We start from the raw sequence: 25781 nt of genomic DNA, 5'->3' as shown, positions 1-25781 counted from the left end.
TGACCACCATGTGGACCACGGCGGTACGATCACGCCCTCCCCGTCCCCACCCCGCCCCATCCCCCGGGAACCGCCATGACCACGACCAGCACCCCCGAGGCCACCGAGCCCGAACCGACCTCGACCCCCGGCGCGACCGCCCCGGGCCGCAAGTTCGGGCTCGCCGCCGCCACCGCCCTCGTCATGGGCAACATCATCGGCGGCGGCATCTTCACCCTCCCCGCCGCCGTCGCCCCGTACGGCACGGTCAGCCTGCTCGCCTTCGTCATCCTCTCCGTGGCCGCCGTCCTGCTGGCGCTGCTCTTCGGCAGGCTGGCCCGCCGCAGCCCGGTCACCGGCGGCCTCTACGTCTACCCGCGCGACGCCTTCGGCCCCTTCGCGGGCTTCCTGTCGGCCTGGTCGTACTGGACGATGTGCTGGGTCAGCATCGCCGCGCTCGCCGTCGGTGTCGTCGGCTACGTCGACGTGCTGATACCGCTGGGCGACAGCAAGGCGGTCCTGGCGCTGGTGGCCCTGGCCGCCCTGTGGCTGCCGGCCGCCGCGAACTTCGCGGGCACCCGCTATGTGGGCGCCGTGCAGATCGTCTCCACCGTGCTGAAGTTCGTGCCGTTGCTGCTGGTGGCCACCGTCGGCCTGTTCTTCGTCGACACCGACAACTTCGGTCCGTTCAACGCCTCCGACGAGAGCGCCCCCGGCGCGGTCGCCGGCGCGGCCGCGCTCCTCCTCTACAGCTTCCTGGGCGTGGAGTCGGCCGCCGTCAGTGCCGGCGAGGTCAAGGACCCCGAACGCACCGTGGGCCGCGCCAGCGTTCTCGGCACCCTCGCCTCCGCCGTGGTCTACATCCTCGGTACGGTCGCCGTGTTCGGACTGGTCCCGCACGAGGAACTGGTCGAGTCCGGGGCGCCCTTCGCCGACGCCGTGAACTCGATGGCGGGCGGCAGTTGGGGCGGCACGGTGATCGCGCTGGTCGCCGTGACCTCGATCGTGGGCTGCCTCAACGGCTGGGTCCTGCTCAGCGCCCAGATGCCCTACGCCGCCGCCCGTGACGGCCTCTTCCCGAAGCCGTTCGCCCGGGTCGGCAAGGGCGGTGTCCCCGGCTTCGGCGTCCTCGCCACCGCCGTCCTCGGCACGCTGCTCATCGTCGTCAACTACGCGGACGACCCGGACACCGCGTTCCGTGTCCTCGTCCTCATCACCACGTTCACCGGCTGCGTCCCCTATCTGCTCTCCGCCGCCGCCCAGTTGTACTGGCTGGCGCGCGGCACGCGGGAGCGGGTCCGCCCCGCCGGCCTGGCCCGCGACCTGATCGTCGCCGCCCTCTCCTTCGCCTTCTCCTTCTGGCTGATCGCCGGCGCCGGCTACGCGGCCGTCTACCAGGGCGCGCTGTTCCTCTTCGCGGGCATCCCGGTGTACGTGTGGCTGCGGGGGCGGCAGGAGGGGGTCGAAGGCGAGATCTAGGTTCGGCCCCCCCCGAGCCGCCCCGCGTCAGGCGTGGGTCAGGCGTGGGTCAGCAGGTGGCGGAGGCCACCCACTTGTGCGAGCGCACCCTGACGTTGGCCTGTCCGTCCCGCTCGCCGTTCTGCCGAAGGCAACCGACGAGGGTGCCGGTGTAGTTGGCGCCGGAGTAGAAGGCGACCGCCCTGTACGCGGACGACGTGCCGCGGTTGATACCGGACCTGACGTTCTGGGTGTCGGACCACGAGCACTGCACGGAACCACTCCACCAGTCCGGGTCGGCGTTGGTCCACGAACACCGGTTGCCCGTTCCGTTGGTGGCGTTCCAGACACACACGTCTCCGCTGTCGCACTCGAAGGCCAGCGGTGCGGCACTGGCGGAGTTCGGGGCGACGAGCCCGACGGCGGCCGTGACGAGAGCGAGGGCCGCCGTGGCGATGCCCCGGCGGACGCGGCGGGGGCGGCGGCTGGACTTCCGGTCATTCTCCTGCTGGTGCGAGGACATCCCCGGTCCCTTCTCCTGCTGGATCGTGCCGGTGGGCACGGCTGGCGGGAATTCATGTTTCCCGCCCCACGCGTCGCTGTCATGCTCATGTGAGGGGAGTGCAAACACGCAGGTCGGAGTCTGACGACCATGGGGAACGGGATGCTCCGCTTTCACTTCGGACCCGAAGACCTCACCAAGGTGCGCGTGGCGACCGAGCCCCACGCGCTCTGGGAGATAGCCGTCAGCCTGCACCGGCTCCAGACGCGCGAAGGCCGCTGGGCCTACGCCTCCTGGTTCCGTGACGCCCGGGCCGCGCTGCGTCAGGCCGGGCTCGACCGGACCGTGAAGAGCTTCCTGCTGCCGCTCTTCCCGCGTGCCGGATACTTCCCCGACTTCCTGACTCCGCCGGAGGGCACGCAGGGGCTGGACGCCGGGCTGGAAGCCGTCCTGGCGACCCCGGACGAGAGGGTGGACGGCGAGGTCGAGCTGCTCCACCGGGCCGTCGGCGCCCCGGCGTGGACCCGCCGGCTCGGCGAGCGGGGCATGCGGCAACAACTCGTGGACGCCCTGCGCGCCTACCACCGTGCCGTGATCGCCCCGCACGAGGAGCACATCGAGCAACGGCTGCGGGCCGAACGCGCCCGGCACACACGCACCCTGTTCCACGCGGGGACCGAGGGGATGCTCGACCAGCTGGGCCCCACGATCCGCTGGCGGCCGCCGGTCCTGGAGATCGACCCGTACCCGGACCACCGCGACGTGCTCCTCGCGGGGCGGGGGCTGCTGCTGATCCCCTCCCACTTCTGCTGGCACGCGCCCATCGCTCTGGCCGACCCCGGGCTCCCGCCCGTGCTGCTCTACCCCCTGCACCACCAGCCGGCGACGACCCGTTCCGTCGGCTCGCCGCCGCTGAACGCCCTGCTCGGCACCACCCGCGCCGCCATCCTGCGGGCCGGCGCGACCGGCTGCACCACCACGGAGGCCGCCCGCCGGGCCGGTGTGACCCCCACGACGGCGAGTCACCACACCGCCGTCCTGCGCGAAGCCGGCCTGATGGCCAGTCACCGCCACGCCAACACGGTCCTGCACACCCTGACCCCACTCGGAGCCGCCCTGCTGGAGCAGAAGCCCCGGCAGGACGGCTGAGGACAGCCGCCGGGCTCAGCCGGTGGCCGCGTGCCGCCCGCCCCGGCGCCGGTTGCTCCCGCGGCGCCTGGCCACCGGCACCAGCAGCCCGACGAGACCGCCGAGGGCGAGGGCGTACGGCCACCAGCCGAAGCCGCTGTCGGCGGAGGCGCTCGCGTTCTGTGTACGGGGGTCCCGCGCCTCGGAGCCGGAGCCCGCGTCGGCGGCCTTCACGGACGGCGACGGGCTGCCCTTCACCCGAGTGAGGACGACGTCGTTCCCGTCACCGCCCTTGTACCCGATCCGGTAGGTGCTGTCGGCCAGCTTCACCTCGGCGCCCTCGCGCAGACCGGTGAACGTACCGACGTTCTTGCCCTTGCCCGTGCGGTTGATCACGGTGATCTTCTCTCCGGGGCCGCCGACCGCGCCCAGGGCCGCGAAGTCCAGCCCACCGGCGAGCCTCACCGCCCCGTTCACCTTCAACGGCTTCTCGCGCAGCACCAGTTCGCCCTGCTCGGTCTGGGTGTAGCCCCCGGTCACCGTGAGGCCGGCCACGACGGCGCCCGCGTTGGTCACCGAGCCCTTCACCGTGCCCTTGCCCGACAGCGAACGGGTCACCCGCAGGCCGGCCGTGCCCACGTCGAGCTTCGCCCCGGGCGTCGTGAGCCGTATCGCCTCGCTGCGCGCCAGGGTCGCTCCCGAGCGGAGCGCGAGCGTGCCCTTGGTGACGGTCGTCCTCCCGGTGTACGTCACCCCGCCGCCCGTCAGGGTCGTCGTCGCGGCGCCCGACTGGGTGAGCGAGCCGCTGCCGCTCACCTTGGGCAGCGTTACGGGCTTGGAGACGTTCCGGACCACCAGCCGACCGTTGTTGACCACCTTGTACAGGTCGCCCTTGGTGTAGAGCCCGCCGTCGCCGCCCGACCTGCCGCTGCCCAGCCGCAGCACCGCGCCCTTCTCGACCGTGGTGGAGCCGTTGTAGTACTGCACGGCGGCGAAGGTGACGTCGTTGCCCTTCGTCCCCTTGATGACGATGTCCCCGGCGCCGGGAGCGGAGAGCGTGTCGTGGAACACGCCGCCGCCGATGGGGGCGCCCAGGGTGACCGGCCCGTTGTAGTCGAAGGTGAGCAGCGAACGGGACCGGGCGGCGAGGAGGTTGATGTAGACCGTCTCGGCGGTGCCCGGCATGAAGATCTTGTTCGTCGTGCCGTCGCCCCACTGGACGTTCGCGCCCTTGATGTTGGTGCCGCGCTTGTTGACGTTCTTGCGCGCGGGCGTCCAGTTCAGGGCGGGGTCGCTGAGCGAGGGGTTGGTGTCGCCGCCCCGGTCCGACCAGCTGTACTGGCCGGTGAGGACCACCTTGCTGCCCGGCCGGGACTGGACGTTGATGTCGCTGCCGTACTCGCGCTGGTAGAAGTCCATCTGCTGGGTGACGGTCCGGCCCAGTGGGGTGTCCACGGTCCAGGTGCCCTGGTTGAGGACCTTGCGGGCGTTCGGCAGCGAGGTCGCGAACTCGGGGCGTCCGGCGTTCACCTGGGTGCCGTTGTCGATGACCCCGGTGAAGGGGTGGGTGCCCGACAGGTCCCAGGTGGCCCAGAGGAACCTCGGCTGGCTGACCAGGCCCGAGCCGCTGATGGTGCCCAGGTTGTATGCGACGTCCTTCAGGGCGAGCCGCAGGGTGCCGTCGACCCGGATGTTGTTCTGGTTGAGCCGGAACGCCGGGGTGCCGTACGGGTAGTGGCCGATCACCCCGGTCGAGCCGCTGTTGCCGTACTGCAGGGTCGCGCCCTTCGCGACGGTCACGGCGGGCGGATCCGGGTGGGTGACGGTGACGTACGGGTGGTTGCCGCCGAGGACGCGCACGCGCTGCCGCTGCCGGGACTTCGGCAGGGTGAAGTCGCTGTCCCGGGTGAGGACCAGCGTCCCGGTGCCGCGCACGGTGAGGGTGCCGGTGCCGCTGAACACCCCCTCGTACGTGGTCGTCCCGGACGGCACGGTGACCACCGTGTCCCCGGCGAGTGTGACGTCCCGCCCGGCCAGGACGTCGGCGGTCGCGTCGCGCGGGCCGGCGGCGGTCGCCGTCGGGGCGCCGAGCAGCAGGGCGGTGACCGCCAGGGCTCCGGCGGCCGACGCTGTCTTGTGGATATGGGTGCGCACGTCATGGGGACGGTCCGGGGCCCGCGCCGATAACAGAAATCTCGAAGAGAAACCTCGAACAAGAATCCCGCCATCCCCCGGTTCCGTTCCTGTGAGCCTGTGTTGGTCTCGCGCAACCCGTTGACCTCCCCGTAACACGCCTTTACCTTTTCGGCGTTCGGAATGAAAGATCTTGTGCGATATGTCGAACATTTCTGTTTCCTTTTGTTCCCCCCTCCGAGAGGAAGCCACAGCCCCATGGGCCGCGACCACACCGTTCCCGAACCCCCGAACCGCCGACTGCTCCTGAAGGGCGCCCTGGCCGTCGGCGCCCTCACGGCGGTGCCCACGACCGACGCCCACGCGGCCGGTTCCCGGCACGCGGCAGCGCCGCCGTACGTCAACCCGCTGGTCCGCAACCGCGCCGACCCGCACATCAACCGGCACACCGACGGCTTCTACTACTTCACGGCGACCGCTCCCGAGTACGACCGGATCATCCTGCGCAGGTCCCGCACCCTGCGCGGTCTGTCGACGGCCGCCGAGTCCGTGATCTGGCGCAAGCACGCCACGGGCGTGATGGGCGCGCACATCTGGGCGCCCGAGATCCACCGCGTCGACGGCAAGTGGTACATCTACTTCGCCTCCGCGCCCGCCGAGGACATCTGGGCGATCCGCATCTGGGTGCTGGAGAACTCCCACCCGAACCCCTTCAAGGGCACCTGGGTCGAGCGCGGGCAGCTGAAGACGGCCTGGGAGACCTTCTCCCTGGACGCCACCACCTTCACCCACCGGGGCTCCCGCTATCTCGCGTGGGCGCAGCACGAGCCCGGGATGAACAACAACACGGCGGTCTGGCTGTCGAGGATGGCCGACCCGCTGACGCTGACCGGACCTCAGGTGCGCCTGACCACACCGGAGTTGGACTGGGAGGTCATCGGCTTCAAGGTCAACGAGGGTCCGTCGGTCATCAAGCGCAACGGCCGGCTCTTCATGACCTACTCGGCGAGCGCGACCGACGCGAACTACTGCATGGGCCTGCTCACCGTCGACGCGGACGCCGACCTCATGAACCCCGCCAACTGGTCGAAGTCCCCCACACCGGTCTTCACCAGTAGCGACACCACGCAGCAGTACGGGCCGGGCCACAACAGCTTCACCGTCGCCGAGGACGGCCGCACCGACGTCCTCGTCTACCACGCACGCCAGTACAAGGACATCGTCGGTGACCCGCTCAACGACCCCAACCGGCACACCCGGACCCAGCGCCTCGGCTGGAAGCCCGACGGCACCCCCGACTTCGGCGTCCCCGTGGCCGACTCACCCACCCCGAACACCCGGTAAGGAGAGCTGAGATGAGACGTGCGTACGCGATGCTCCTCGCGCTCTGTCTGGCGCTGGCCGGCGCCCTCGTGACCGCCGGCCCCGCCCAGGCGGCACCGCAGACCGTCCCCAACGGCACCCAGTTCAGGGACACCTCGGGCAACCCCCTGCACGCCCACGGCGGCGGAGTCATCAAGGTCGGCTCGTACTACTACTGGTTCGGCGAGAACCGCAACACCGACAACACCTTCCGGTACGTCTCGGCCTATCGCTCCACGGACCTCAAGACCTGGGAGTTCCGCAACCACGTCCTGTCCGAGGCCACCGACCCCGAGCTGGCAACCGCCAACATCGAGCGGCCGAAGGTCATGTACAACGCGGCCACCGGCAAGTACGTGATGTGGATGCACAAGGAGAACGGCGTCGACTACAGCGAGGCCCGCGCGGCCGTCGCCGTCTCCGACACCGTCGACGGCAACTACACCTGGCAGGGCAGCTTCCGCCCGCTCGGCACCCACATGTCCCGTGACATCACCACCTTCGTGGACACCGACGGCACCGGCTACATGATCTCCGCCGCCCGCGAGAACTACGACCTCCAGATCTACCGGCTCACCGCCGACTACACCGGCATCGCCGCCCTCGTCGCCGACCCCTGGCACGGCGGCCACCGCGAGGCCCCCGCCCTGTTCAAGCGCTATGGTGTCTACTTCATGCTCACGTCGGGCGCCACGGGCTGGAACCCCAACCAGCAGCAGTACGCCACCGCCACCAGCATCGCGGGCCCCTGGACCGCCATGGCCAACGTCGGCGACTCCACGACCTTCGGCTCGCAGACCGCGTACGTGCTGCCCGTGCAGGGCACCTCGACCACCTCGTACCTCTACCTGGGCGACCGCTGGGGCAACTCCTTCGGCGGCACGGTCAACGACTCCCGCTACGTCTGGCTGCCGCTGACCTTCCCGACCTCGACCACGATGTCCATGTCCTGGTCGCCGGAGCTCACCGTCGACACGGCCACCGGCACGATCAGCGGCACGAGCGCCACGTACAACACGCTGATCGCCCGCCACTCGTCCAAGTGCGCCGACGTCACCAGCCAGTCGCAGTGGCCGGGGGCCCAGATCAAGCAGTACACCTGCAACGGCGGCACCAACCAGAAGTACTGGTTCAAGTCCGTCGGCAGCGGCTACTACCAGCTGACGACCCGGCACAGCTCCCTGTGCTTGCAGGAGAACGCCAACACGGTCACCCTGGAGAACTGCGACTCCTCGAACACCGCCCAGCAGTTCTCGCTCACCACCACCGGCTCCTACGTGAACGTCAAGTCCCGCGCGACCGGCGAGTGCCTGGACGTCAACGGCGCGTCCACCGCGGACGGCGCCGCCGTCATCACGTACACGTGCAACGGGGGCACCAACCAGCAGTGGACGCGGAGAACATGACGATACGTCAGTTCTGTGGAAACGGTCAGCTCAGCAGGTCGATCGCGTCGATCGCCGTGCCCGCACTGAGGTAGGAGGTCGTCCCCGAACCGCTCACCACGTTGATCCGCAGCACGTTGTACCGACTCGTGTCCGTCAGCCAGGCGGACGCCGGCACGCTGTAGGTGAACGTGTGGTTGTTGCCCCGGTAGGACCCGTTCGTCAGGGAGCGGGTGTTCGGCTGGGTGGGCGGCGAGGGGATCGCCGAGGTCCAGGTGTCGTTCACGACGACCTGCGGCCGACCGTTGGCGTAAGCCGTCGTCACCCCGATGCGCAGGGTGTGGGCGGCTGCGGCCTGCGCCGCGGTCAGCCGGAAGTAGACGAGGAGTCCGCTGTTCACGTCCTTCCAGAGGTAGCAGGGGAAGGCCGAGGTCTCGGTCCCGCTGCCGATCACCACGTTGCCGGTCCAGGCGGCGGCCCGGGTGTCCGACGGGTGCGCGTACGTCATCAGGTCGGCGTTCTTGAAGCCGCTCGGCGTGCCGTTCCAGTCGTTGATCCGCCAGATCGCGGACGCGTTCGACGGGTCGTTGGTGGACGGGATCGCGATCGAGTTCAGCGTCGTCGTACCGCCTGCCGTGACCGTCACCGAGGTCGTGTACACCGCCAGTTCACCCTTGAAGACCGTGAGGGTGTACGTCCCCGGGAGCACCCCGGGGATGGAGTAGTAGCCGTCCGACGCGCGGGCCGAACCCCAGTACTGGGCCGCCGAGTTGGCGAGCCCCACCGTGTACGCGTACGCCGTGTTCCGGCCGGTGATGCCGACGCCCGCCACGCGGCCCCGCCCGCTCGCAGAGACGTACCCGGACAGGCCGAGCGAGTCCGCCCACGAGGTGGTCAGGGTGCCCGGGAACAGCGACGAGGAGGGCGCCCCGCCGTCCGTGAAGGCGATGACGTACGGACCCTGGAGGCCGAACCGCTGCTCCTCGGTCTGGTTCTGGCCGTAGTACAGGATCTCGTAGAGGCCGCCGCCGTCCGCGCTCTGGTGGCGCAGCAGCGAGCGGTAGAAGGGGCCGCCGGAGGCCTTCTCGTGGTTGCTGCGGACCATCCACAGGCCGACGCCGTTCGCCGACCAGCCGACGTAGTCGTAGTCCATGACCCGCAGTCTGGAGAAGTGCTTCGAGCGGGTCTGGCCGTCGGACTTCCTGAACACGTCCGAGGCCTCGATGGTGGTGCGCGCGTAGGTGTAGGAGTCGGGCTGGTCGTTGAGGAACAGGCCCGCCTTCACACGCACGATGAAGCGGGTCGCGGAGACCGAGGTGTCGGCCTTGTTGGTCCACAGGTACACGTTGTTCTCGCCGCTGCGGGCCACGTAGTAGTGCCTCAGAGTGCCGTAGGCGACGGAGACGAGGATCGTCGAGCCGGACTGCCTGATGGTGACGGTGGAGGCGCCGAGGCCGGACTCGATGTGCGAGTTCATGCCGCCGTAGCCCTGGTACTCCACGCCCCGGTAGACCAGCGACGACAGGTCGCCGTTGCTCTTCCTGACCTTGAACACGAGGTTCGCGCCGGTGTCGATCACATAGTTGGTGCCGTCGTCGGTGTAACCGAAGGCCGCCGCGCGGGCGGTGCCGGCCAGCGGCCCGGCGAGCGTGACGCCGGCGGCGGTGGCTGCGGTACCGACGACGAAGCCGCGTCGGCCGAGCGTCGTGCGGTCGGGGGATCCGGACATGGGGGGTGCCTCCTCGGAGGTGCGTGGGGGGAGTGCGGGTGATTCGGAAGGGTGACAGTTGAATCGTTTTCGCGAAAGGGCTTTCACATTGGGGAAGTTGACAATCTAGTGAAAGTGGCCGGATACCTAGAAAGCGCTTGCCAAACGATGTAGCGTCCAGCCGCCGGGTCATGTCACCCCTTCGAGGAGCCGCAATGAGACGTTTCACCGTCGCCGCGCTGACGGCGGCCGCGACCCTGGGCACCGTCCTGGCGGCCGCACCGGCCGAGGCGCACCGGGGCCGCCCCGCACCGGGCCTGGAGAACTGCGCCGCGAACGCCTGCCACTTCGACGTCCCGGCCGGCACGTACGACGTGACGGTCCGCCTCGGCGGGCAGAGCGCGGCGAGCACGAAGGTCACCGGCGAGACCCGCCGCACGCTGCTCGCCGAGACGGCCACGGAGGCCGGCGAGCCCGTCTCCCGCAGCTTCACCGTGGAGGTCCGCACCCCCGAGGGCGAGCCCACGGGCCCTGACGGCACCCCCGGCCTCGACCTCGTCATCGGCGGTACGGCGCCCGCGCTGGCCGACATCCGGGTGACCCCGGCCAAGCGCGCTCGCCAGATCTTCCTCGTCGGCGACTCCACGGTCTGCGACCAGCCCGGCGACCCCTACTCCGGCTGGGGCCAGCAGCTCCCGCAGTACCTGCGCAAGGGCGTCTCGGTCGCCAACTACGCCGACTCCGGCGAGAGCACGGTGTCCTACCTCGCCGACTCCCGGCTCTGGGCCACCGTCCAGCCGCAGATCCGCCGGGGCGACCTGGTCCTGATCCAGCTGGCCCACAACGACAAGCAGACCGACGGGGCGACCTACCGGGCCAACCTGGAGACCCTGGTCGCGGGCGTCCGCGAGAAGGGCGGCCGGCCGGTCCTGGTCACCCCGATCGTCCGCCGCTGGTTCAACACCGACGGCACGCTGAACAACGGCACCGCCCTGCTGGTCAACGGCCTCGGCGTCGACCATCCGGCAGTCACGCGCGAGGTCGCCGCGGCGGGCGGTGTGCCGCTGATCGACCTCACCGCCGCCACGAAGGCGCTCGTGGAGTCGCTGGGGACGGAAGGGTCCAAGGCGCTGTACCTGTACAACGAGAAGCGGGACAACACCCACACGTCCGTGCACGGGGCGACGGTCTACGCCGGCCTGGTCCGTGACGGACTCGTCGCCCAGGGGCTGGTGCCCGAGGGGCGGACCAGGGTGGGGTAGAGACGCCTGGGGCGTCCCGACCGGAACCGGGGCGCCCCAGGTCTGGGGGGTGGGTGGGTGTGGGGAGCGTGGGGTGCGTGGTCGGGTGCGGGTCGTCGGGTTTGCTCGCACAGTTCCCCGCGGCCTCTGAAGGACCAGGCCCCTGCGGGCCTGAAAAGCACAGGGCGCAGCCCACGCTCTTCAGGGGCGCGGGGAACTGCGCGAGAAGCCCGACCGACCCGCACCCGCCCCACGCACCCGTACTCCCGAGCTATCAGGCGCCCCCGGCCCACAGCAGAAAGCGCAGCGCATGCCCTCCCCGCAGCAGCCCCACGACGACCGCACCCTCAGCCCGTACACCGGCTACACCCGAGCCCACTGGGAGGCGGCGGCCGACTCACTGCTGGCCGCCGTGGAGCCGTACGCGACGGCCGACGGCGCCCTCTACCACCTGCCCGGCGACCGCACCAGCTGGTCCGGCCGGCTCTCCGACGGCCTGGAGGGCTACGCCCGCACCCTCCTGCTCGCAGCCTTCCGCCGGGACGAGACCGCGCTCGCCCGCTACGCCGACGGCCTGGCCGCGGGCGTCTCGGGCGTCTGGCCGCGCATCGAGGACCGGGGCCAGCCCCTCGTCGAGGCCGCGTCGATCGCCTTCGCGCTGCGCGTGACACGCGAGGAACTCTGGGACCGCCTCGACGACGGCGTCCGCCGGCGCGCGGCGGCCTGGCTCGGCGACGCGCTCACCGCCGAACCCTGGCCCTGCAACTGGGAGTTGTTCCCGGTGACCGTCGGCGGTTTCCTCGAAGAGGTCGGGTACGAACCGGAGCTGTCCCGCCGGGTCGTCGAGCAGCGCCTCGACCGGATCGAGCAGTGGTACCTCGGCGAGGGCTGGTACACCGACGGCGACGGCCGCAAGTTCGACTACTACAACGGCTGGGCCATGCACCTCTACCCGGTGCTGCACGCCTGGCTCGCCAACGACGACCACCTCCTCGCCCGCTACGGCGACCGCCTCGCTGCCCATCTCGGCGACTACGCCCGCCTGTTCGGCGGCGACGGCGCCCCGCTCCACCAGGGCCGTTCCCTCACCTACCGCTTCGCGACGACCGTCCCGCTCTGGCTGGGCGCCCTCACCGGCCGCACGCCCCTGTCGCCCGGCGAGACACGGCGGCTGGCCTCGGGCGCGCTGAAGTACTTCCTCGACCGGGGCGCCGTGGACGACCGGGGCCTGCTGTCCCTGGGCTGGCACGGCCCTAACCCCGCTGTCCTGCAAGGCTATTCGGGACCGGCGTCCCCGTACTGGGCCAGCAAGGGCTTCCTCGGCCTGCTCCTGCCGCCGGACCACGAGGTATGGACGGCGACCGAGGAACCGGGCCCCGTGGAGCGCGAGGACGAGCTGCGCCCCGTGGGCCCGCCCAACTGGCTGCTGCAGTCCACACGTTCGGACGGCCTGGTCCGCCTCCACAACCACGGCAGCGAGGACGTCCGCTACGACCCCTTCTACACCCGCCTCGCGTACTCGACCGTGACGGAGCCCGTGCCCCCGGCGCAGCCGGCTGGGACGTACGACAACAGCGTGATCGTCGACGGCGACGCCGGACGTGTCGACATCGAGCCGCTGGGCGTGGGGCGGGGGTGGGCCGCGTCCCGGCACGCGGTCGGCGACAGCGGTGTGCGGGTCACCAGCCTCGTCGTGGCCCGGGGCGCGGTCGAGGTGCGTGCCCATCTGGTGAGCGGCGCGGCACCCGGCACCCCGGTGCGGGTCACGGGCTGGGCGGCGGCGAAGGGCGTACGGGCCGAACTCGCGCCCGTGCACGGCCTGAGCCTGGAGGAGGCGGACGGGTCCGGACATGCCGGCCGGACGACGGAGGACCCCACCCTCCTCGTCGCTCTCGCCCGGCTCACCGCCGACCCCGACCCCCTGCCGTTCACGGACCTGGTGTCCGTGGCGGTGGAGGGGCCGCACGACGTGGTCGTGACGTGGGCCGACGGCGAGCGGGCGGCGTTCCGGTTCGACCGCGCGGCTGGGGCGTCGGACGGGCGAACCTCAGAGTCTTCGTGGTCGGTGAAGCCCCGTTGAGAGGTCGGGCTACGCCCGTTCCCGGTCGTCCCCGGGCCAGTGGGTCAGGGCCACGTGCAACGCCTCCACGGCCTTGTCCCAGGACAGGCCCACGTCCCGTGCCGCGCCGAAACCGCCGCCGGCCTCCAGGGCGCAGTAGCCGTGGAAGGTGCTGCGCAGCAGGCGTACGGCGTCGGTCAGGTCGGGTTCGTCGAGGCCGTAGGCGCGGAGCATGCCGTAGGTGATCTCGGCGGTGCGGCGCAGGGCGGGGGAGTCGGTGACGAGGACCTGGTCGACGGGGAGCTGTGTGGCCGCGTACCGGCCGGGGTGGTCGAGGGCGTACTCCCGGTAGGCCCCGGCGAAGGCGGCCAGCGCATCCCTGCCCGCGCGCCCGGCCACGGCCTCGGCGATCCGGTCGATCATCTCGCCGCCGGCCAGCAGGGCGACCCGAGTCCGCAGGTCCTGGAGGTTCTTGACGTGCGAGTACAGACTCGCGTCCTTCACCCCGAAGTGCCGCGCCAGGGCGGACAGGGTCACCTTCTCGAACCCGATCTCGTCCGCGAGATCGGCCGCGGCCTCCACGACCCGGTCGACGGTGAGCCCGGCACGGGCCATGGAGACCACCTCTTCACCTCGGGGACCCGGAACGCCAAGGCTACCGCCCGCCGATCAAGGGTCTGGAGGGCCGTGCGACGGCTGGAGCGCAGGTCAGCCGATCGGCGCGTACAGGACGCCCAGCTTGTCGATCTCGTCGCCCGCGCGGCCGGTGAAGCCCACGATCTGCCAGCCGGACGGGGCCGTGAAGGTCTTCGTGGCCGAGGTGGCCGTGCCGGCGGCGAGGGTGCGGCCCTTGTCGGTGCCGAAGGAGGCGGAGAAGATCCGGGTGCGGCCGTTCTTCTGGCCCTGTGTCAGCTTCACGGAGGTGAGGTGCTCGCCGGAGGCCAGGGTGAGTGAGGTCGCCGTGCCGCCGGTGCCGCCGTGGGTCAGCGTCGTACCGCCGTCGTGCGTGAGCGAGACCGCGTCGAGGCGGGAGGCGCCGCGCAGTGTCAGGGTGCGGGGCGAGAGGGTCGACGGGAGGTTGTCGGCGTCGTTGTACGCGGTGCCGTGCGGGCCGCCGAAGAAGTCGCTGGCCCGGAGCCTGGAGTTGACGGTCCAGGAGAAGTCGACCGCGTGCGGGAAGTGGTCGGAGAGGTTGGCGCCCGCGGAGTCGAGGAACTTGGCCCAGTCGTTGTTGTAGCGGGTGGCGGTCAGGTCGACCACGTTGCTGTCCCGGTAGAAGACCTTGTCGACGACCTCGCAGTCGTTGGTGGGGGCGGTCGTCGGGCAGACCAGCGCGTCGGCGCCCAGAGCGGGGGCGACACCGCCCTTGACCAGCTGCACCCACGGGTCCGTGAGTCCGTTCTCCGACACGAGGGAGCGGATGTTGTCGCCGGTGCGCGTGTAGCGGGTGTTGGTGTCGCCCATCACGATCACCGCGTTGCCCGCCGAGTTCGCCTTGATGAACTCGGAGAGCTGGGTGACGTTGGCGCGGCGGGCGGCGAGGGCCGCGTCGTCGGAGTCGGCGTTGGTGTGCACGTTGTAGAGGTCGACGAACACGCCTTCGGCGAGCCGGACCCGGGCCAGCGAGAAGCCCTTCGGGGTCAGGCAGTTGGTGCCGGTGCAGTTGTTCCACTTCACGCGCTGGAAGTCCTCGAACGCGTAGTCCGACAGCGTGTTGAGACCGTCGCCGAAGGGCACGCCGCCACTCGTGGCGGTGCGGTACGGGTGGTCGTCGCCCGCGTACAGCGCCGCGTGGTAGTTGAAGTCCTCCTGCACGTTGACGATGTCGTACGCCCCGAGGCGCGGGGAGATCAGCGGGGTGTTCGTCGCCGGCTTGCCGGAGCTCAGCCCCTCCGGGAGGCCCGCGACGTTGTAGGTGAGCACGTTGAACGTGCCGGTGGTGGCGGCCGCGGCGGGGGTCGCGCCGGTGGTCGCGAGGCCGGTGACGGCGAGCGCGGCGGCCGCGAGGGTGCCGATCAGTCTTCTCATGGGGACTCTCCGAGGGCGGGGCAGGGGTGAGGGGAAGATGAACGGTGTTCAGGTTCGATGTCAACCAGTGTGACGTGCAAGGTAAGTTGGGGAAATAGTGAGGGGCGTGGCGATTCGCCGTATCCCGGGAACCGGACGGCAACTCTCTGATCGTTTAACGTTCACTTTTCGCCTCGATCCTCCACAGACGGCGCGATCGCGTCGCAGAAGGCGGCCGCGGAAGGCAGCGGCATCCAGGAGGCGTTTCATGGGACACGGGCACGCGCACCACGGCCACGGGCATCACCACCACGGGCACGACCACGATCACGAGCACGAGGCGGCGGCCGCCCTCCCCGCCGCCTTCGACACCTCCGTGCCCGACGAGGCGCTGACCCCCGAGCAGCAGTCGCGCCGCACCCTGCTGCGCCGTGCCGGTCTGCTGGGCGCGGGCCTGACCGCCGCGAGCGTCCTCGCCCCGGCGGCGACGGCCCCCGCGTACGCCGCCCCGAACAGCCGCAGGCGCGGCGGCTTCCTGTGGCTGGCCGGCGACCACCACATCCACACCCAGTACAGCAACGACGGCAAGTACCGCGTCGTCGACCAGGTCCGCCAGGGCGCCAGGCACGGCATGGACTGGCTGGTCATCACCGACCACGGCAACGAGACGCACGCCAAGATCGGTGTGGAGAAGGTCAACCCGGACATCAAGGAGGCCCGGGCCGCGTACGAGGACACCCTCGTCTTCCAGGGCCTGGAGTGGAACATCCCGGCCGCCGAGCACGGCACCGTCTTCGTGCACCCCGGCAGGAACGAGGTCTCGGTCCTCAAGCAGTTCGAGACCGACTACGACGGCGGTGTGAAGAAGGCCACCGACTCGACGCCCGCCAACGAGGCCCTCGCCATCGCGGGCCTCGACTTCCTCGCGGAGCAGGTCCGGCGGCGCAAGGTCAAGGACATCCTGATGCTCGCGAACCACCCCGCACGCAAGGGCATCGACTCACCGCACGAGATCCGCGCCTGGCGCGACGCCACGTCCGCCCGCCACCGGATCGCCGTCGGCATGGAGGGCGCGCCCGGCCACCAGGCCGCCGGCATCGAGAAGTCCGTCGGCATGGGCCGCGCCCGCGGTCTCTACGACGGCAGCCCGGGCGCCAACTCCTTCGCCGGATATCCCCTGGAGAGCTACCGCACCTGGGGCGGCTTCGACTGGATGACCGCCACCGTCGGCGGCCTGTGGGACAGCCTCCTCGCCGAGGGCAAGCCCTGGTGGATCACCGCCAACTCCGACTCCCACAACGTCTACACGGACACCGCCGAGCGTGGCGGTCCCGACAGCGACTACACCGCCAACGGCAAGCACACCGACCCCGTCTACAGCGGCAGGATCGACCTCACCGAGGGCGACTACTGGCCCGGCCAGTACAGCCGCACCCACGTCGGCGCCGACGGCTTCACCTACGCCGCCGTCATGGAGGGCATCCGCGCCGGCCGCATCTGGGTCGACCACGGCCAGCTCATCAGCGGCCTCGACGTCCGCGTCCTGGGTGGCAGCCGCTGGGCCACCCTCGGCGGCGCCCTGCACGTCAAGAAGGGCACCAAGGTCACCCTGAGCATCGACGTGGCGCTCGCCGGTGGCCCCAACTGGGCCGGTTTCGTCCCCAAGCTGGCTCGCGTCGACGTCATCCAGGGCGATGTGACGGGCGCGGCCGCCGACAAGGACACCTTCACAGCGCCGACCGCGAAGGTCGTGAAGTCCTACGAGGTGAACAGGTCCACCGGCACGGTCCGGCTCACCTACGAACTCGGCCGGGTCGACCGCCCGCTCTACGTCCGCCTGCGCGGTAGCGACGGCAACCGCTCGGCCGTGGGCCCGATGGGTGCGGCCGTCGACCCGGCGGGCCCCGCGATCGACGTCGTAGGCGACGCCGACCCGTGGCGCGACCTGTGGTTCTACTCCAACCCGGTATGGGTCCTGCCCTCATGATCGTCACGATGGACGTCCTGACCGTGGACGCCGGGATCAGGGACCTGCGCGCGGCTGACCACCTGCTCCACACACTGGCTGCCGAACTCGGCCTCCCCGAGGAAGCGTTCGGCTGCACGCACCTGGTGCGCGGAGACCGGCCACGCGTCGCCCTGTCCCTCGCGCTCCCGTCGGAGCCGCTCCTGCGCACCGCCCAGGAGCGGCTCACGGCCCGGGGGTACGAGGTGACACCCGGCATCCCCGACCCGATGGGGCGCGCGGTGCTCTACCCGGGCGTCTCCTCCCTCACCGGCACGCTGACGATCGCGGAACTGCGCTCCCGCTCCGCGATCACCCGCGTGACCGTCCTGGGTTCTCCGGCCCGACCCGCCCCGGACACCCGCTTGGTGACACAGGATCACGTACGCCCGCACTGGCACGACGGCGAACTCGTCCTCACCGCCATGCCCGCCGTCGGCGGCACCCTGGTCCCGTTCGAGGTACCGGACCCGACACCGTGCTGCGCGGACCACTGAGAGCGTCTCTCCGGACGGGAAATGCGTATAAAGGGGTGCCCGAAGGCCGGTGGGAGAACTGTGCAACCATTCTCTCCCTTGTGATCCATGTGAGGACAGGGCGCTTTGTGCCGGCTCCATGGCTTTCATTCCGATTCGGGTGTTTTTTCGGAGTGTTTGAATTGATAACCCTTGACAAGAGCAGGCGTGTTCGCCGGAGTGCGGGCGCACGAAGATCCGGTGCGATGACGCTGCGCAAGGCCGCGGCGATCGCCGTGACTGCGGGCACCGTGCTGCTGGCCACGCCCGTGGCCTCGCCCGCGCAGGCGGTCACCGCGCCCACGGTCAGCGCCAAGGGCGCCTACCTGCTGGACAACGCCACCGGCACCAAGCTGTTCGGCAAGTACGCCGACCACGAGCGGCCGATGGCCAGCACTACCAAGATCATGACGGCCCGCGTGGTCCTCAGCCAGACCGGTCTCGACCTCGACCGCAAGGTCACCATCAGGCAGGCCTACCGCGACTACGTCACGGCCAAGGGCGCGAGCACCGCCGATCTGCGGACGGGCGACCGCGTGACGGTCCGGCAGCTGCTGTACGCGATGATGCTGCCCTCGGGCTGCGACGCCGCGTACGCCCTCGCCGACACCTTCGGCACCGGTGACACCCGGTCCGCGCGGGTGAAGTCGTTCATCGGCAAGATGAACAAGAAGGCCGCCGACCTCGGGCTGACCAACACCCACTTCGACTCGTTCGACGGCATCTCGACGACCGGCGCGAACTACACCACCCCGCGGGACCTGGCGAAGCTGGCCCGCAGCGCGATGAAGTACTCGACGTTCCGCAGCGTCGTGAAGACGACGAAAACCGTCCGCTACGCGACCACGAGCACCGGCGGCACGCGTACCTACACCTGGTACAACACCAACCAGCTGCTCGGCTCCTACTCCGGCGCCAACGGCATCAAGACCGGCACCAGCACACCCGCGGGACCGTGTCTGGTCTTCTCCGCCACCCGCGGTGACAAGACCGTCATCGGTGTCGTCCTGAACGCCACCAGCCGCTACAGCGACGCCGCGAAGATGCTGGACTACGGCTTCGGCACCAGCACCGCCCCGACCATGCAACTGCGCCGGCTGCCCGCGGACGCACAGCGGGACTGACCGGGGCGAACCGGCCGGGACGGCAGACGGGGCCCCGGGAACGGCACGCCGTTCCCGGGGCCCCGCGCCGTGCGGGTGCCCACGCCCCCGTCCGGCTCGCCGTCCTCGAACACCTGCGGCGACACGGGCCCGCCACGGCCACGCGACCCATGTCCGCGCGGCAGCATGCCGGTACCGGTGCGGGTGCGGCTGAGGAGGATGCGTGAACGGCCTGATCTCGCTGGTCGGCATGGCGGTGGTGCTGATCATCCTGCGGGACGTGTTCCACACCCTGTGGCACCCGACCCGCCACGGAGGACTGAGCCGGATCGTCATGACGGTGCTGTGACGACTGTCCTCCCGCACCACTACCCGTCGGCGCGCCGCGGGAGTCGCCGGGCCGCTCGGCGTGGCGAGCGTGGTCGCGATGTGGACATGCGGGGTGGCCCTGGGCTGGGCGGTGGTGTACTGGCCGCACATGCCGGAGGGCTTCGCCTTCTCGAACGCCCTGGAGCCGACCCAGCACTCCCGTCCGGTGGACGCCCTCTACGTCTCCCTGGTGATCGTGGGCACCCTCGGCCTCGGCGACATCGCCCCCGCCGAGGCCTGGCTGCGGGTCGTGGCACCCCTGGAGGCGCTGGTCGGATTCGCGCTGCTGACCGCCACCGTCTCCTGGGTCCTCGGCATCTTTCCCGCACTCGCCCGGCGCCGGACGCTGGCGCTGCGCATCTGCCGTCTGTGCCGGGCCGGGATCACCGACGAACAGCTCGACTCCGAGGCGGGAGCCGCCGTGCTGGACGCGCTGGCCGCCGAGATCGCCCGTGTCCGCGTGGACTTCGCCCAGTACCCGGAGTCGTACTACTTCCACGACGGGACCGGCGACACCTCGCTGGCGCTGACCATCCGCCACGCCGCCGAACTCGCCGAGCGGACCCGGCGGGCACAGCACCCCGGTGCCCGAATCGCGTCCCTCGTCCTCGCCGCCGCAATCGATGACTTCGCCACCGTGCTCGACGAGCGCTTCCTGCACACGAGGAAGCCCCGAACGGAGATCCTCGACGCCTACGCCCGCGACCACGGTGCCTGACACCACGCTCACGGGCCGGCGCCGACCACCGCCGAGAGGGGCCGGGCCGGAGTCCTGGGTGCGGCCTGTCTCCTCGTGGGCCTCGGCATCACGCTGTTCGACGTCAGCCGCTGCCGCCGTCGCCGATATCGGGCGTCCGCCCGCTGAACCGGAACCTGCCGGACACGGCAGGGTTCCGGCCGACCTCGCTCCCTCTCACACCACGTTAGGCACGCGCACGCCGGCCGAGTCTCCGATTCCTGCCCGCGGTGTCGCCGATTCCCGCCACGGAGCCGGACGATTGCCAGTCTCGTCAACGGAGATGAGGTTCTGGCGCACGACGGGCGAAGGGACAGTTCCTTACGTGGGGGTGCTGTACATGTGCATGGCATCAATGTCGCCGAGTTGCAGGCCGCGGCCTCCTCGATCCTCGCCCCGCCCGCCGTGACGGCACCGGACGCGGATGAGTTCCGGGCCGACGTCGACGCGGCGGCGGTGGGACGTCTGGCCGTGGCCCGGATCCGTGGCTTGGGGCATCTGGTCTCGCGTACCGGCCGGGCCATCACCTCCTCCGACCCCCGAGCTGCTGAAGGTGACGCTGCACCGGTCGCGGCCCGCCGTGGCGGACCAGGGCGGGCGTCAGACCCGGGTGGGCAGCGGCGACTTCGTGGTCTTCGACATGACCCGTCCGTACCGGGTCGAAGTCGTCGACGGGTGCGACGCCATGACCGTCGGCATCCCGCGCACGGAACTGGGCCGCCACTCCGACACCGTCGCCCGGCAGGCGGCCAGGAGGCTGCCCGCCGACACGGGTGCCCAGGCGGTCCTCTCCGCATTCCTGCTGGGCCTCGGCCGCCACCTCGACGAACTGACGGGTCCGGCGGACGCCTATGTGGGCGACGCGCTGATCTCCCTGCTGATCGCCGCGTTCACCGAACGTGCGCCCGGCCTGATGGACACGGCCACGAAGCTGGTGGACCGTATCCGCGTCTACGCCCTGGCGAACATCTCGGACCCGTCCTTGTGCGTCAGGTCGGTCGCCGCGGCCCATGGCATCTCGGAACGCCGGCTCCACCGCCTGTTCCGTGCCACCGGCATCTCGTTCTCGGCCTGGATCCGCCACAAACGGTTCGCACGCATCCGCCGGGACCTGCTGGACCCCGCCCACGACGGCAGCACCATCGCGTCCGTGGCCGCCCAGTGGGGCATCCACGACCCGCGCCACCTGGGGCGCGGGCTCAGGGAACAGTACGGGCAGACAGCGCGCGAGCTGCGCCAGGGGCGGGGCCCGAGCGTCAGCTGAGGCGAACTCGGTATCAGCCGAGCACCTTCCTGTACCTTCCTACTCGGTCGTCGAGAACACGAACGAGAACTCCGCCGGCTCCGCGAGCAGGTGGTACTGCGGCAGGGGGCCCGGGCCGCAGGACTGGGAGCCGATGCCCATCTGGGCGTGGTCGAGTGTGACCCAGACCGTGTCGCCTGCCTGAAGGTCCGTCAGGTGCGCGGCGGTGTCCAGCTGTTCGGTGGTCCAGCGGCGGGCCGTGAACCCGAACTCCGGGTCGCCGTCGATCCGCAGACCGCCCAGCTCCGCCCAGCGGACGTCGGGCCGGACGCCATTCTCCTGCGGACGCACGTACGGCGTCTGCAACTCATCGACCGAGGAGTGGTAACGGCTCACCATGGACGCCGACTTGGTGTCGGGGTAGCCCTCGCCGGGGCCACCGCCGTACCAGGTCACCGCGTTCGCCGACGACAGCCCGAAGCGGATGCCGAGCCTCGGCAGCGGAACGGTCCAGTCACCGTCCGGCTCCACCGACACGGTCAGCTTCAGACGGGTGTCGTCGGCGGTCCACCGGTACGTCGCGCGCAGGCCGACCTCCCGGGCGGCCGGCGCCACCCGCGTCCGTACCGTCAGCGCGTCGGCGCCCAACTCCACACCGTCCAGGCGCTGTTGCATGCGATGCAGGCCGAGTTCCCGCCACAGCCTGCTGTAGCAGGTGTTGCCGTTCCAGGCGCCCTCGTCGTTGTCGGTGGTCGCCCGCCACACGTCCAGCCGCAGCCCCGTCATTTCGACGCCGCCGATGGTCTTCAGCGCACCCGTGCGCACGTCGAAGGAGGCCGGGCCGAGATAGATCAACTTCTCGCTCGCCGTAGGACCGTCACCCGGCGTCATCGACGGCAACGGCCGTTCCGCCGCTGGGAGTTGGATCCACGCCACCTGGTGGTCCTTCTTCCCCCAGGCGGTGTCCTCGGCCAGCAGCGCCCGGACGGTCCACAGCGCCTCGCCCGCCGGTCCGCCGGCCGGCGGCTGCGGCAGCTTCACCTCGGCCGACTCGCCGGGCCGGAGGTCGGGCACGGACAGGGTGCCCGCCTCCACCGTCTTGCCGTCCACCTCGTACGCCCACTCGAAGGCCAGCGAGGACAGGTCCTGGAAGTCGTACGCGTTGCGCACCCGGACCGTACCCGCCGTACCGTCGCCCTCGATGCGGACCGGCTCGATGACCTTCTTGAACTCGATCAGGCCGGGGGAGGGCGTCCGGTCCGGGAAGACCAGGCCGTCGCAGACGAAGTTGCCGTCGTGCAACTCCTCGCCGAAGTCACCGCCGTAGGCGTAGCCCAGCGTCGGGTGCTTGATGCCGTGGTCGATCCACTCCCAGATGAAGCCGCCCTGGAGGCGCTCGTGCGCCTCGAAGACGCGCTGGTAGTCGGCGATGCCGCCGGGGCCGTTGCCCATGGCGTGCCCGTACTCGCACTGGATGAAGGGGAGTTCGCGGCGCTTGTGGGTGCCGCCGTCCAGGCGCTTGCCGATGCGCTCGACCTCGGCGTGGTCGGCGTACATGCGGGAGTAGACGTCGGTGTCCCGGCAGTCCCAGTCGCCCTCGTAGTGCACCAGGCGCGAGCCGTCGCGGCCGTGGATCCACTCGGCCATGGCGGTCAGGCCCCGGCCGGTGCCGGCCTCGTTGCCGAGGGACCACATGACCACCGAGGGGTGGTTCTTGTCGCGCTCGACCATGCGGGCCGCGCGGTCCAGCAGGGCCGGGGTCCAGCGGTCGTCGTCGACGGGGTTGTCCCGCCAGTTCTGCTCGGTGAAGCCGTGGGTCTCCAGGTCGCACTCGTCGATCACCCAGAGGCCGTACTCGTCGCAAAGGTCGAGGAAGGCGGGGTGCGGCGGGTAGTGCGAGGTGCGCACGGCGTTGAGGTTGTGCCGCTTCATCAGCAGCACGTCCTCGCGCATGGTCTCCAGGTCCAGCGCGCGGCCCTTGACGGGGTGCCACTCGTGCCGGTTGACGCCCTTGAAGAGGATCGCCTTCCCGTTGACCTTCAGCAGGCCGTCCTCCAGCACCACGGTACGGAAGCCGATCCGCAGCGGGACGCGCTCGCCCGCCGTGACCAGCTCACCGTCGTACAACCGGGGCGTCTCGGCGGTCCACGGCTCGACCGGGACCGTCACCGGCTCGCCGGTGGCGACATCGATGTCGAGGGCGGGCACGAGGACCCGGCCGTCGACGTCGGAGTCGACGCGCAGGGTCCCGATGCCGCCGACGTGGTCGTAGGAGGCGTGCACGAAGAAGTCGAGGGCGCTGCCCGCCGGGCGGTGCAGCAGGGTGACGTCCCGGAAGATACCGGGCAGCCACCACTGGTCCTGGTCCTCCAGATAGGAGCCCGCGGACCACTGGTGGACCCGGACGGCGAGGACGTTCCCCGCCGGCTTCAGCAGGTGCCCGACCGCGAACTCGTGCGGCAGCCGGGAGCCCTTGAACTCACCGATGTCCGTGCCGTTCAGCCACACCCGGGCGCACGACTCCACACCATCGAAGCGGATCACGGCGCCACCGTCCGAAGGCCACCCGTCCGGCAGGTCGAAGTACCGCAGATGGTCACCGGTGGGGTTCTCCGTCGGCACCCTCGGCGGGTCCACCGGGAACGGGTACAGGTGGTTGGTGTAGATCGGCGCCCCGAAGGCGCCGTCGCCCTGCATCACCCAGTGACCCGGGACGGCCACCCGGGCCCAGCCCTCGGCGTCGTACCCCTCGGCGGCGAACGAGTCGTCCTCCGCGTCGGCGGTCGGCGACAGCCTGAAGCTCCAGTCGCCGTTCAGCGACAGGGTCCGGGCGTCGGAGGACGCGTACCAGGCGCGGGGCGGAAGGGCCCCGCGGCCCGGTGAGACGTCCTCGACGTAGTCGGCGGACGGGGTGGCGCCGGTCGTGGCGGTGGTGCGGAAAGACATCGGTCTCCTTGCTGATTCCCTAGCCCTTGATGCCAGTCTGCGCGATGCCCTGCACCAGCCAGCGCTGGAGGAAGAGGAAGACGAACACCAGGGGCAGGATGGAAATGGCCGTGGCCATGAAGATCAGGTGGAAGTTGACGGTCTGGCCGGTCATGTAGTTCGACAGCGCGACCTGCACGGTCCACGCGCTCGGGTCCTGGCCGATGACCAGGGGCCACAGGAAGGAGTTCCACCCGCTGATGAACGTGATCGTCGCCATCGCGGCGAAGAAGTTCAGCGAGTTGGGTACGACGACCCGCCAGTACGCGCCCATGTAACCGAGCCCGTCCACCCGTGCCGCCTCCTCCAGCTCCTTGGGGAACCCCAGGAAGTACTGCCGGAACAGGAAGCAGGTGAAACCACTGAAGAGACCCGGAATGATCAGACCCCGGTAGGTGTCGATCCAGCCCAGGGACGACACCAGCACGAAGCTGGGTACGAAGGTCACGGCGGTCGGGACCATCAGGGTGCCGAGGACGGCGTAGAAGACCTTGTTGGCGTGCTTGTACGGGATGCGGGCCAGGCCGTAGCCGGCCAGCGAGCACACGAGCAGCGTGCCGACGGTGTGCAGGACACCGACGACCGCCGAGTTCCACAGCGAGCGCGCGAAGTCGACCGACGGGTCGTCGAACGGCTCGCTGATGTTGCCCCACTGGATGTCGGTGGGGAACCACTTCCATTCCTCGCCCGTGATCTCCGGGTCCGTCATCAGCGCGTTGCGGACGATCAGATAGAACGGGATGAGGAAGAGGAGCGCGGCGAATCCGGTGGCGAGGTACAGCCCGGCCGAGCCGATCACGCTGCCGCTCCGGACGCGACGTGGCTTGGCGGAGACGTCCACCCGCTCCACTCGGTCCGCCGGAGGTGTCGTGGTGGTGGTCACTTGGACTCCTCACCCCTTCCGAATCCCATGAACTTGCCCTGGAGCAGCGTCACGAGGCAGATCAGTACGGTGAGGATCAGCGCGCCCGCGCTGCCCGCGCCGTAGTCCTGGCTCTCGCCGAGGGCCTTGTGGTACAGCTCGACCAGTGGTGGTCTGCCCCAGGTGGTCTTCGACAACAGGTTGAAGAACTCGTCGAACGCCTGGTACGCCGCCACGAGCAGCAGCAGGATCACGGCGGTGGAGGTCGCCCGCAGCTGCGGCAGGGTGATGTACCAGAACGTCTGCCAGCCGGGCTTGGCGCCGTCGATCGCGGCGGCCTCGTACATCTCCTGCGGGATGTTCTGCAGGGCCGCGATGAAGAGGATCATGTAGAAGCCGGCCTGCAGCCACAGACGCACGGTCAGGATGACCAGCCAGTACCACGGCGGGTCGGGGCTGGCCAGCCACGCGGTGTTGTCGATGCCGAAGAGACCCAGGAAGGTGTTCGCGAGACCGAAGCGGACACCGTTGAAGATGGACATCTTCCAGACCAGCGAGGCGGCGACATAGCTGACCGCCGTGGGCAGGAAGAACACCGAGCGGAAGAAAGCCCGCATGAACCGCAGCCGGTTCACCATCAGCGCGAGACCCAGCGAGGTGCCCCAGGTCAGCGGCACGATGAAGGCGGCGAAGATCGTGAAGGTGACGAGGGACCCCATGAAGTCCTCGTCGGTCAGCATCGTCACGTAGTTGTCGACGCCGATGAACTCGCTCGGCGTGACCGTGAAGCGGGCCTCGAAGAACGACAGGTAGAGGCTCCACAGGATCGGCAGATAGACGAAGATCGCCAGGCCGATCAGGAACGGCCCGGTGAAGAGCCAGAAGTTGAAGGTGGGGGAGCCCCGCAGCCCCCGCCGCGGCTTGGCCGGGGAGGCCTTCGCCGGGGCGGGGCTGGAGACGCCGTCCTTGGTGATGGTCGACATGTCGTGAGTACCTGTCCG

20 protein-coding genes are annotated in these 25781 nt (G+C 70.3%); 12 read left to right on the top strand and 8 right to left on the bottom strand.

The window, feature by feature from the left end:
* Nucleotides 1–75 precede the first annotated feature (75 nt).
* Nucleotides 76–1458, top strand: a complete 1383-nt coding sequence (locus tag P8T65_RS09990) for an amino acid permease (RefSeq protein ID WP_316725080.1) — start codon at nt 76–78, stop codon at nt 1456–1458.
* Nucleotides 1459–1507: 49 nt separating this feature from the next.
* Here P8T65_RS09990 and P8T65_RS09985 read toward each other — a convergent pair whose 3' ends face one another.
* Complete coding sequence (locus P8T65_RS09985; RefSeq protein WP_316725079.1) at nt 1508–1999, bottom strand: peptidase inhibitor family I36 protein; 492 nt, start codon at nt 1997–1999, stop codon at nt 1508–1510.
* Nucleotides 2000–2101: 102 nt separating this feature from the next.
* Here P8T65_RS09985 and P8T65_RS09980 point away from each other — a divergent pair, with 102 nt between their 5' ends.
* Nucleotides 2102–3088 carry a DUF5937 family protein gene (locus P8T65_RS09980; RefSeq protein WP_316725078.1) on the top strand — a complete coding sequence of 329 codons (987 nt, stop codon included), beginning with the start codon at nt 2102–2104 and terminating at the stop codon, nt 3086–3088.
* Between the two features lie 15 nt (nt 3089–3103).
* On the opposite strand, the gene P8T65_RS09975 is transcribed toward P8T65_RS09980, so the two are convergent.
* Nucleotides 3104–5221 (bottom strand): autotransporter, encoded by a 2118-nt coding sequence (locus P8T65_RS09975; RefSeq protein WP_316725077.1) that lies wholly within the window; start codon nt 5219–5221, stop codon nt 3104–3106.
* Nucleotides 5222–5458: 237 nt separating this feature from the next.
* Between P8T65_RS09975 and P8T65_RS09970 the strand changes: the two genes are divergently transcribed.
* Together P8T65_RS09970 and P8T65_RS09965 are read left to right on the top strand one after the other, a co-directional pair.
* Entirely contained in the window at nt 5459–6544 is a 1086-nt protein-coding gene (locus P8T65_RS09970) for a glycoside hydrolase family 43 protein (RefSeq protein ID WP_316725076.1), read from the top strand.
* 11 nt (nt 6545–6555) lie between these two features.
* On the top strand, nt 6556–7968 hold the full coding sequence (locus P8T65_RS09965; RefSeq protein ID WP_316725075.1) for an RICIN domain-containing protein: 1413 nt from the start codon (nt 6556–6558) through the stop codon (nt 7966–7968).
* 25 nt (nt 7969–7993) lie between these two features.
* Here the strand turns inward: P8T65_RS09965 and P8T65_RS09960 are convergent, their stop codons facing one another.
* On the bottom strand, nt 7994–9676 hold the full coding sequence (locus tag P8T65_RS09960; RefSeq protein ID WP_316725074.1) for a rhamnogalacturonan lyase B N-terminal domain-containing protein: 1683 nt from the start codon (nt 9674–9676) through the stop codon (nt 7994–7996).
* Nucleotides 9677–9870: 194 nt separating this feature from the next.
* Between P8T65_RS09960 and P8T65_RS09955 the strand changes: the two genes are divergently transcribed.
* Together P8T65_RS09955 and P8T65_RS09950 are read left to right on the top strand one after the other, a co-directional pair.
* Nucleotides 9871–10917 (top strand): rhamnogalacturonan acetylesterase, encoded by a 1047-nt coding sequence (locus P8T65_RS09955; RefSeq protein WP_316725073.1) that lies wholly within the window; start codon nt 9871–9873, stop codon nt 10915–10917.
* 289 nt (nt 10918–11206) lie between these two features.
* Nucleotides 11207–12976 carry a DUF2264 domain-containing protein gene (locus P8T65_RS09950; protein WP_316725072.1) on the top strand — a complete coding sequence of 590 codons (1770 nt, stop codon included), beginning with the start codon at nt 11207–11209 and terminating at the stop codon, nt 12974–12976.
* 9 nt (nt 12977–12985) lie between these two features.
* Here the strand turns inward: P8T65_RS09950 and P8T65_RS09945 are convergent, their stop codons facing one another.
* Together P8T65_RS09945 and P8T65_RS09940 are read right to left on the bottom strand one after the other, a co-directional pair.
* Nucleotides 12986–13570 carry a WHG domain-containing protein gene (locus tag P8T65_RS09945; protein WP_316725071.1) on the bottom strand — a complete coding sequence of 195 codons (585 nt, stop codon included), beginning with the start codon at nt 13568–13570 and terminating at the stop codon, nt 12986–12988.
* Nucleotides 13571–13663: 93 nt separating this feature from the next.
* Nucleotides 13664–14983 (bottom strand): jacalin-like lectin, encoded by a 1320-nt coding sequence (locus tag P8T65_RS09940; RefSeq protein ID WP_316725070.1) that lies wholly within the window; start codon nt 14981–14983, stop codon nt 13664–13666.
* Between the two features lie 247 nt (nt 14984–15230).
* Here P8T65_RS09940 and P8T65_RS09935 point away from each other — a divergent pair, with 247 nt between their 5' ends.
* The 6 genes from P8T65_RS09935 to P8T65_RS09910 all read left to right on the top strand — a co-directional run bounded on the left by P8T65_RS09935 (nt 15231) and on the right by P8T65_RS09910 (nt 20954).
* Nucleotides 15231–16949, top strand: coding sequence for a PHP domain-containing protein (locus P8T65_RS09935; RefSeq protein WP_316725069.1), 1719 nt, complete (start codon nt 15231–15233; stop codon nt 16947–16949).
* Entirely contained in the window at nt 16946–17464 is a 519-nt protein-coding gene (locus P8T65_RS09930; RefSeq protein ID WP_316725068.1) for a hypothetical protein, read from the top strand. Before P8T65_RS09935 ends, P8T65_RS09930 begins: the two co-directional genes overlap by 4 nt.
* Before the next feature lie 224 nt (nt 17465–17688).
* Entirely contained in the window at nt 17689–18606 is a 918-nt protein-coding gene (locus P8T65_RS09925) for a serine hydrolase (RefSeq protein ID WP_316725067.1), read from the top strand.
* 202 nt (nt 18607–18808) lie between these two features.
* The gene (locus P8T65_RS09920; RefSeq protein ID WP_316725066.1) at nt 18809–18934 is read left to right on the top strand and encodes a hypothetical protein; all 126 of its coding nucleotides are present in this window, start codon (nt 18809–18811) and stop codon (nt 18932–18934) included.
* 78 nt (nt 18935–19012) lie between these two features.
* Complete coding sequence (locus P8T65_RS09915; RefSeq protein WP_316725065.1) at nt 19013–19672, top strand: potassium channel family protein; 660 nt, start codon at nt 19013–19015, stop codon at nt 19670–19672.
* 571 nt (nt 19673–20243) lie between these two features.
* On the top strand, nt 20244–20954 hold the full coding sequence (locus tag P8T65_RS09910; protein WP_399098643.1) for a helix-turn-helix domain-containing protein: 711 nt from the start codon (nt 20244–20246) through the stop codon (nt 20952–20954).
* Between the two features lie 39 nt (nt 20955–20993).
* Here the strand turns inward: P8T65_RS09910 and P8T65_RS09905 are convergent, their stop codons facing one another.
* Genes P8T65_RS09905 through P8T65_RS09895 form a run of 3 tightly spaced genes read right to left on the bottom strand, consistent with a single transcriptional unit; the run spans nt 20994 to nt 25763 of the window.
* Nucleotides 20994–23879 (bottom strand): glycoside hydrolase family 2 TIM barrel-domain containing protein, encoded by a 2886-nt coding sequence (locus P8T65_RS09905; RefSeq protein ID WP_316725063.1) that lies wholly within the window; start codon nt 23877–23879, stop codon nt 20994–20996.
* Nucleotides 23880–23898: 19 nt separating this feature from the next.
* Nucleotides 23899–24801, bottom strand: coding sequence for a carbohydrate ABC transporter permease (locus P8T65_RS09900; protein WP_316725062.1), 903 nt, complete (start codon nt 24799–24801; stop codon nt 23899–23901).
* Entirely contained in the window at nt 24798–25763 is a 966-nt protein-coding gene (locus tag P8T65_RS09895) for a sugar ABC transporter permease (protein ID WP_316725061.1), read from the bottom strand. The genes P8T65_RS09900 and P8T65_RS09895 overlap by 4 nt, the downstream gene beginning before the upstream one ends.
* Nucleotides 25764–25781 lie beyond the last annotated feature (18 nt).

It is taken from the genome of Streptomyces sp. 11x1, assembly GCF_032598905.1.
Lineage (GTDB): Bacteria > Actinomycetota > Actinomycetes > Streptomycetales > Streptomycetaceae > Streptomyces.
This window is presented reverse-complemented; position numbering and strand designations above follow the sequence as displayed.

What these genes read in the sequence shown, in the direction of transcription:
- P8T65_RS09990 (WP_316725080.1), top strand. Translation starts at nt 76, where the DNA reads ATGACCACGACCAGCACCCCCGAGGCCACCGAGCCCGAACCGACCTCG.
- P8T65_RS09980 (WP_316725078.1), top strand. Translation starts at nt 2,102, where the DNA reads ATGCTCCGCTTTCACTTCGGACCCGAAGACCTCACCAAGGTGCGCGTG.
- P8T65_RS09970 (WP_316725076.1), top strand. Translation starts at nt 5,459, where the DNA reads ATGGGCCGCGACCACACCGTTCCCGAACCCCCGAACCGCCGACTGCTC.
- P8T65_RS09965 (WP_316725075.1), top strand. Translation starts at nt 6,556, where the DNA reads ATGAGACGTGCGTACGCGATGCTCCTCGCGCTCTGTCTGGCGCTGGCC.
- P8T65_RS09960 (WP_316725074.1), bottom strand. Translation starts at nt 9,676, where the DNA reads ATGTCCGGATCCCCCGACCGCACGACGCTCGGCCGACGCGGCTTCGTC.
- P8T65_RS09955 (WP_316725073.1), top strand. Translation starts at nt 9,871, where the DNA reads ATGAGACGTTTCACCGTCGCCGCGCTGACGGCGGCCGCGACCCTGGGC.
- P8T65_RS09950 (WP_316725072.1), top strand. Translation starts at nt 11,207, where the DNA reads ATGCCCTCCCCGCAGCAGCCCCACGACGACCGCACCCTCAGCCCGTAC.
- P8T65_RS09945 (WP_316725071.1), bottom strand. Translation starts at nt 13,570, where the DNA reads ATGGCCCGTGCCGGGCTCACCGTCGACCGGGTCGTGGAGGCCGCGGCC.
- P8T65_RS09940 (WP_316725070.1), bottom strand. Translation starts at nt 14,983, where the DNA reads ATGAGAAGACTGATCGGCACCCTCGCGGCCGCCGCGCTCGCCGTCACC.
- P8T65_RS09935 (WP_316725069.1), top strand. Translation starts at nt 15,231, where the DNA reads ATGGGACACGGGCACGCGCACCACGGCCACGGGCATCACCACCACGGG.
- P8T65_RS09930 (WP_316725068.1), top strand. Translation starts at nt 16,946, where the DNA reads ATGATCGTCACGATGGACGTCCTGACCGTGGACGCCGGGATCAGGGAC.
- P8T65_RS09925 (WP_316725067.1), top strand. Translation starts at nt 17,689, where the DNA reads ATGACGCTGCGCAAGGCCGCGGCGATCGCCGTGACTGCGGGCACCGTG.
- P8T65_RS09915 (WP_316725065.1), top strand. Translation starts at nt 19,013, where the DNA reads ATGTGGACATGCGGGGTGGCCCTGGGCTGGGCGGTGGTGTACTGGCCG.
- P8T65_RS09905 (WP_316725063.1), bottom strand. Translation starts at nt 23,879, where the DNA reads ATGTCTTTCCGCACCACCGCCACGACCGGCGCCACCCCGTCCGCCGAC.
- P8T65_RS09895 (WP_316725061.1), bottom strand. Translation starts at nt 25,763, where the DNA reads ATGTCGACCATCACCAAGGACGGCGTCTCCAGCCCCGCCCCGGCGAAG.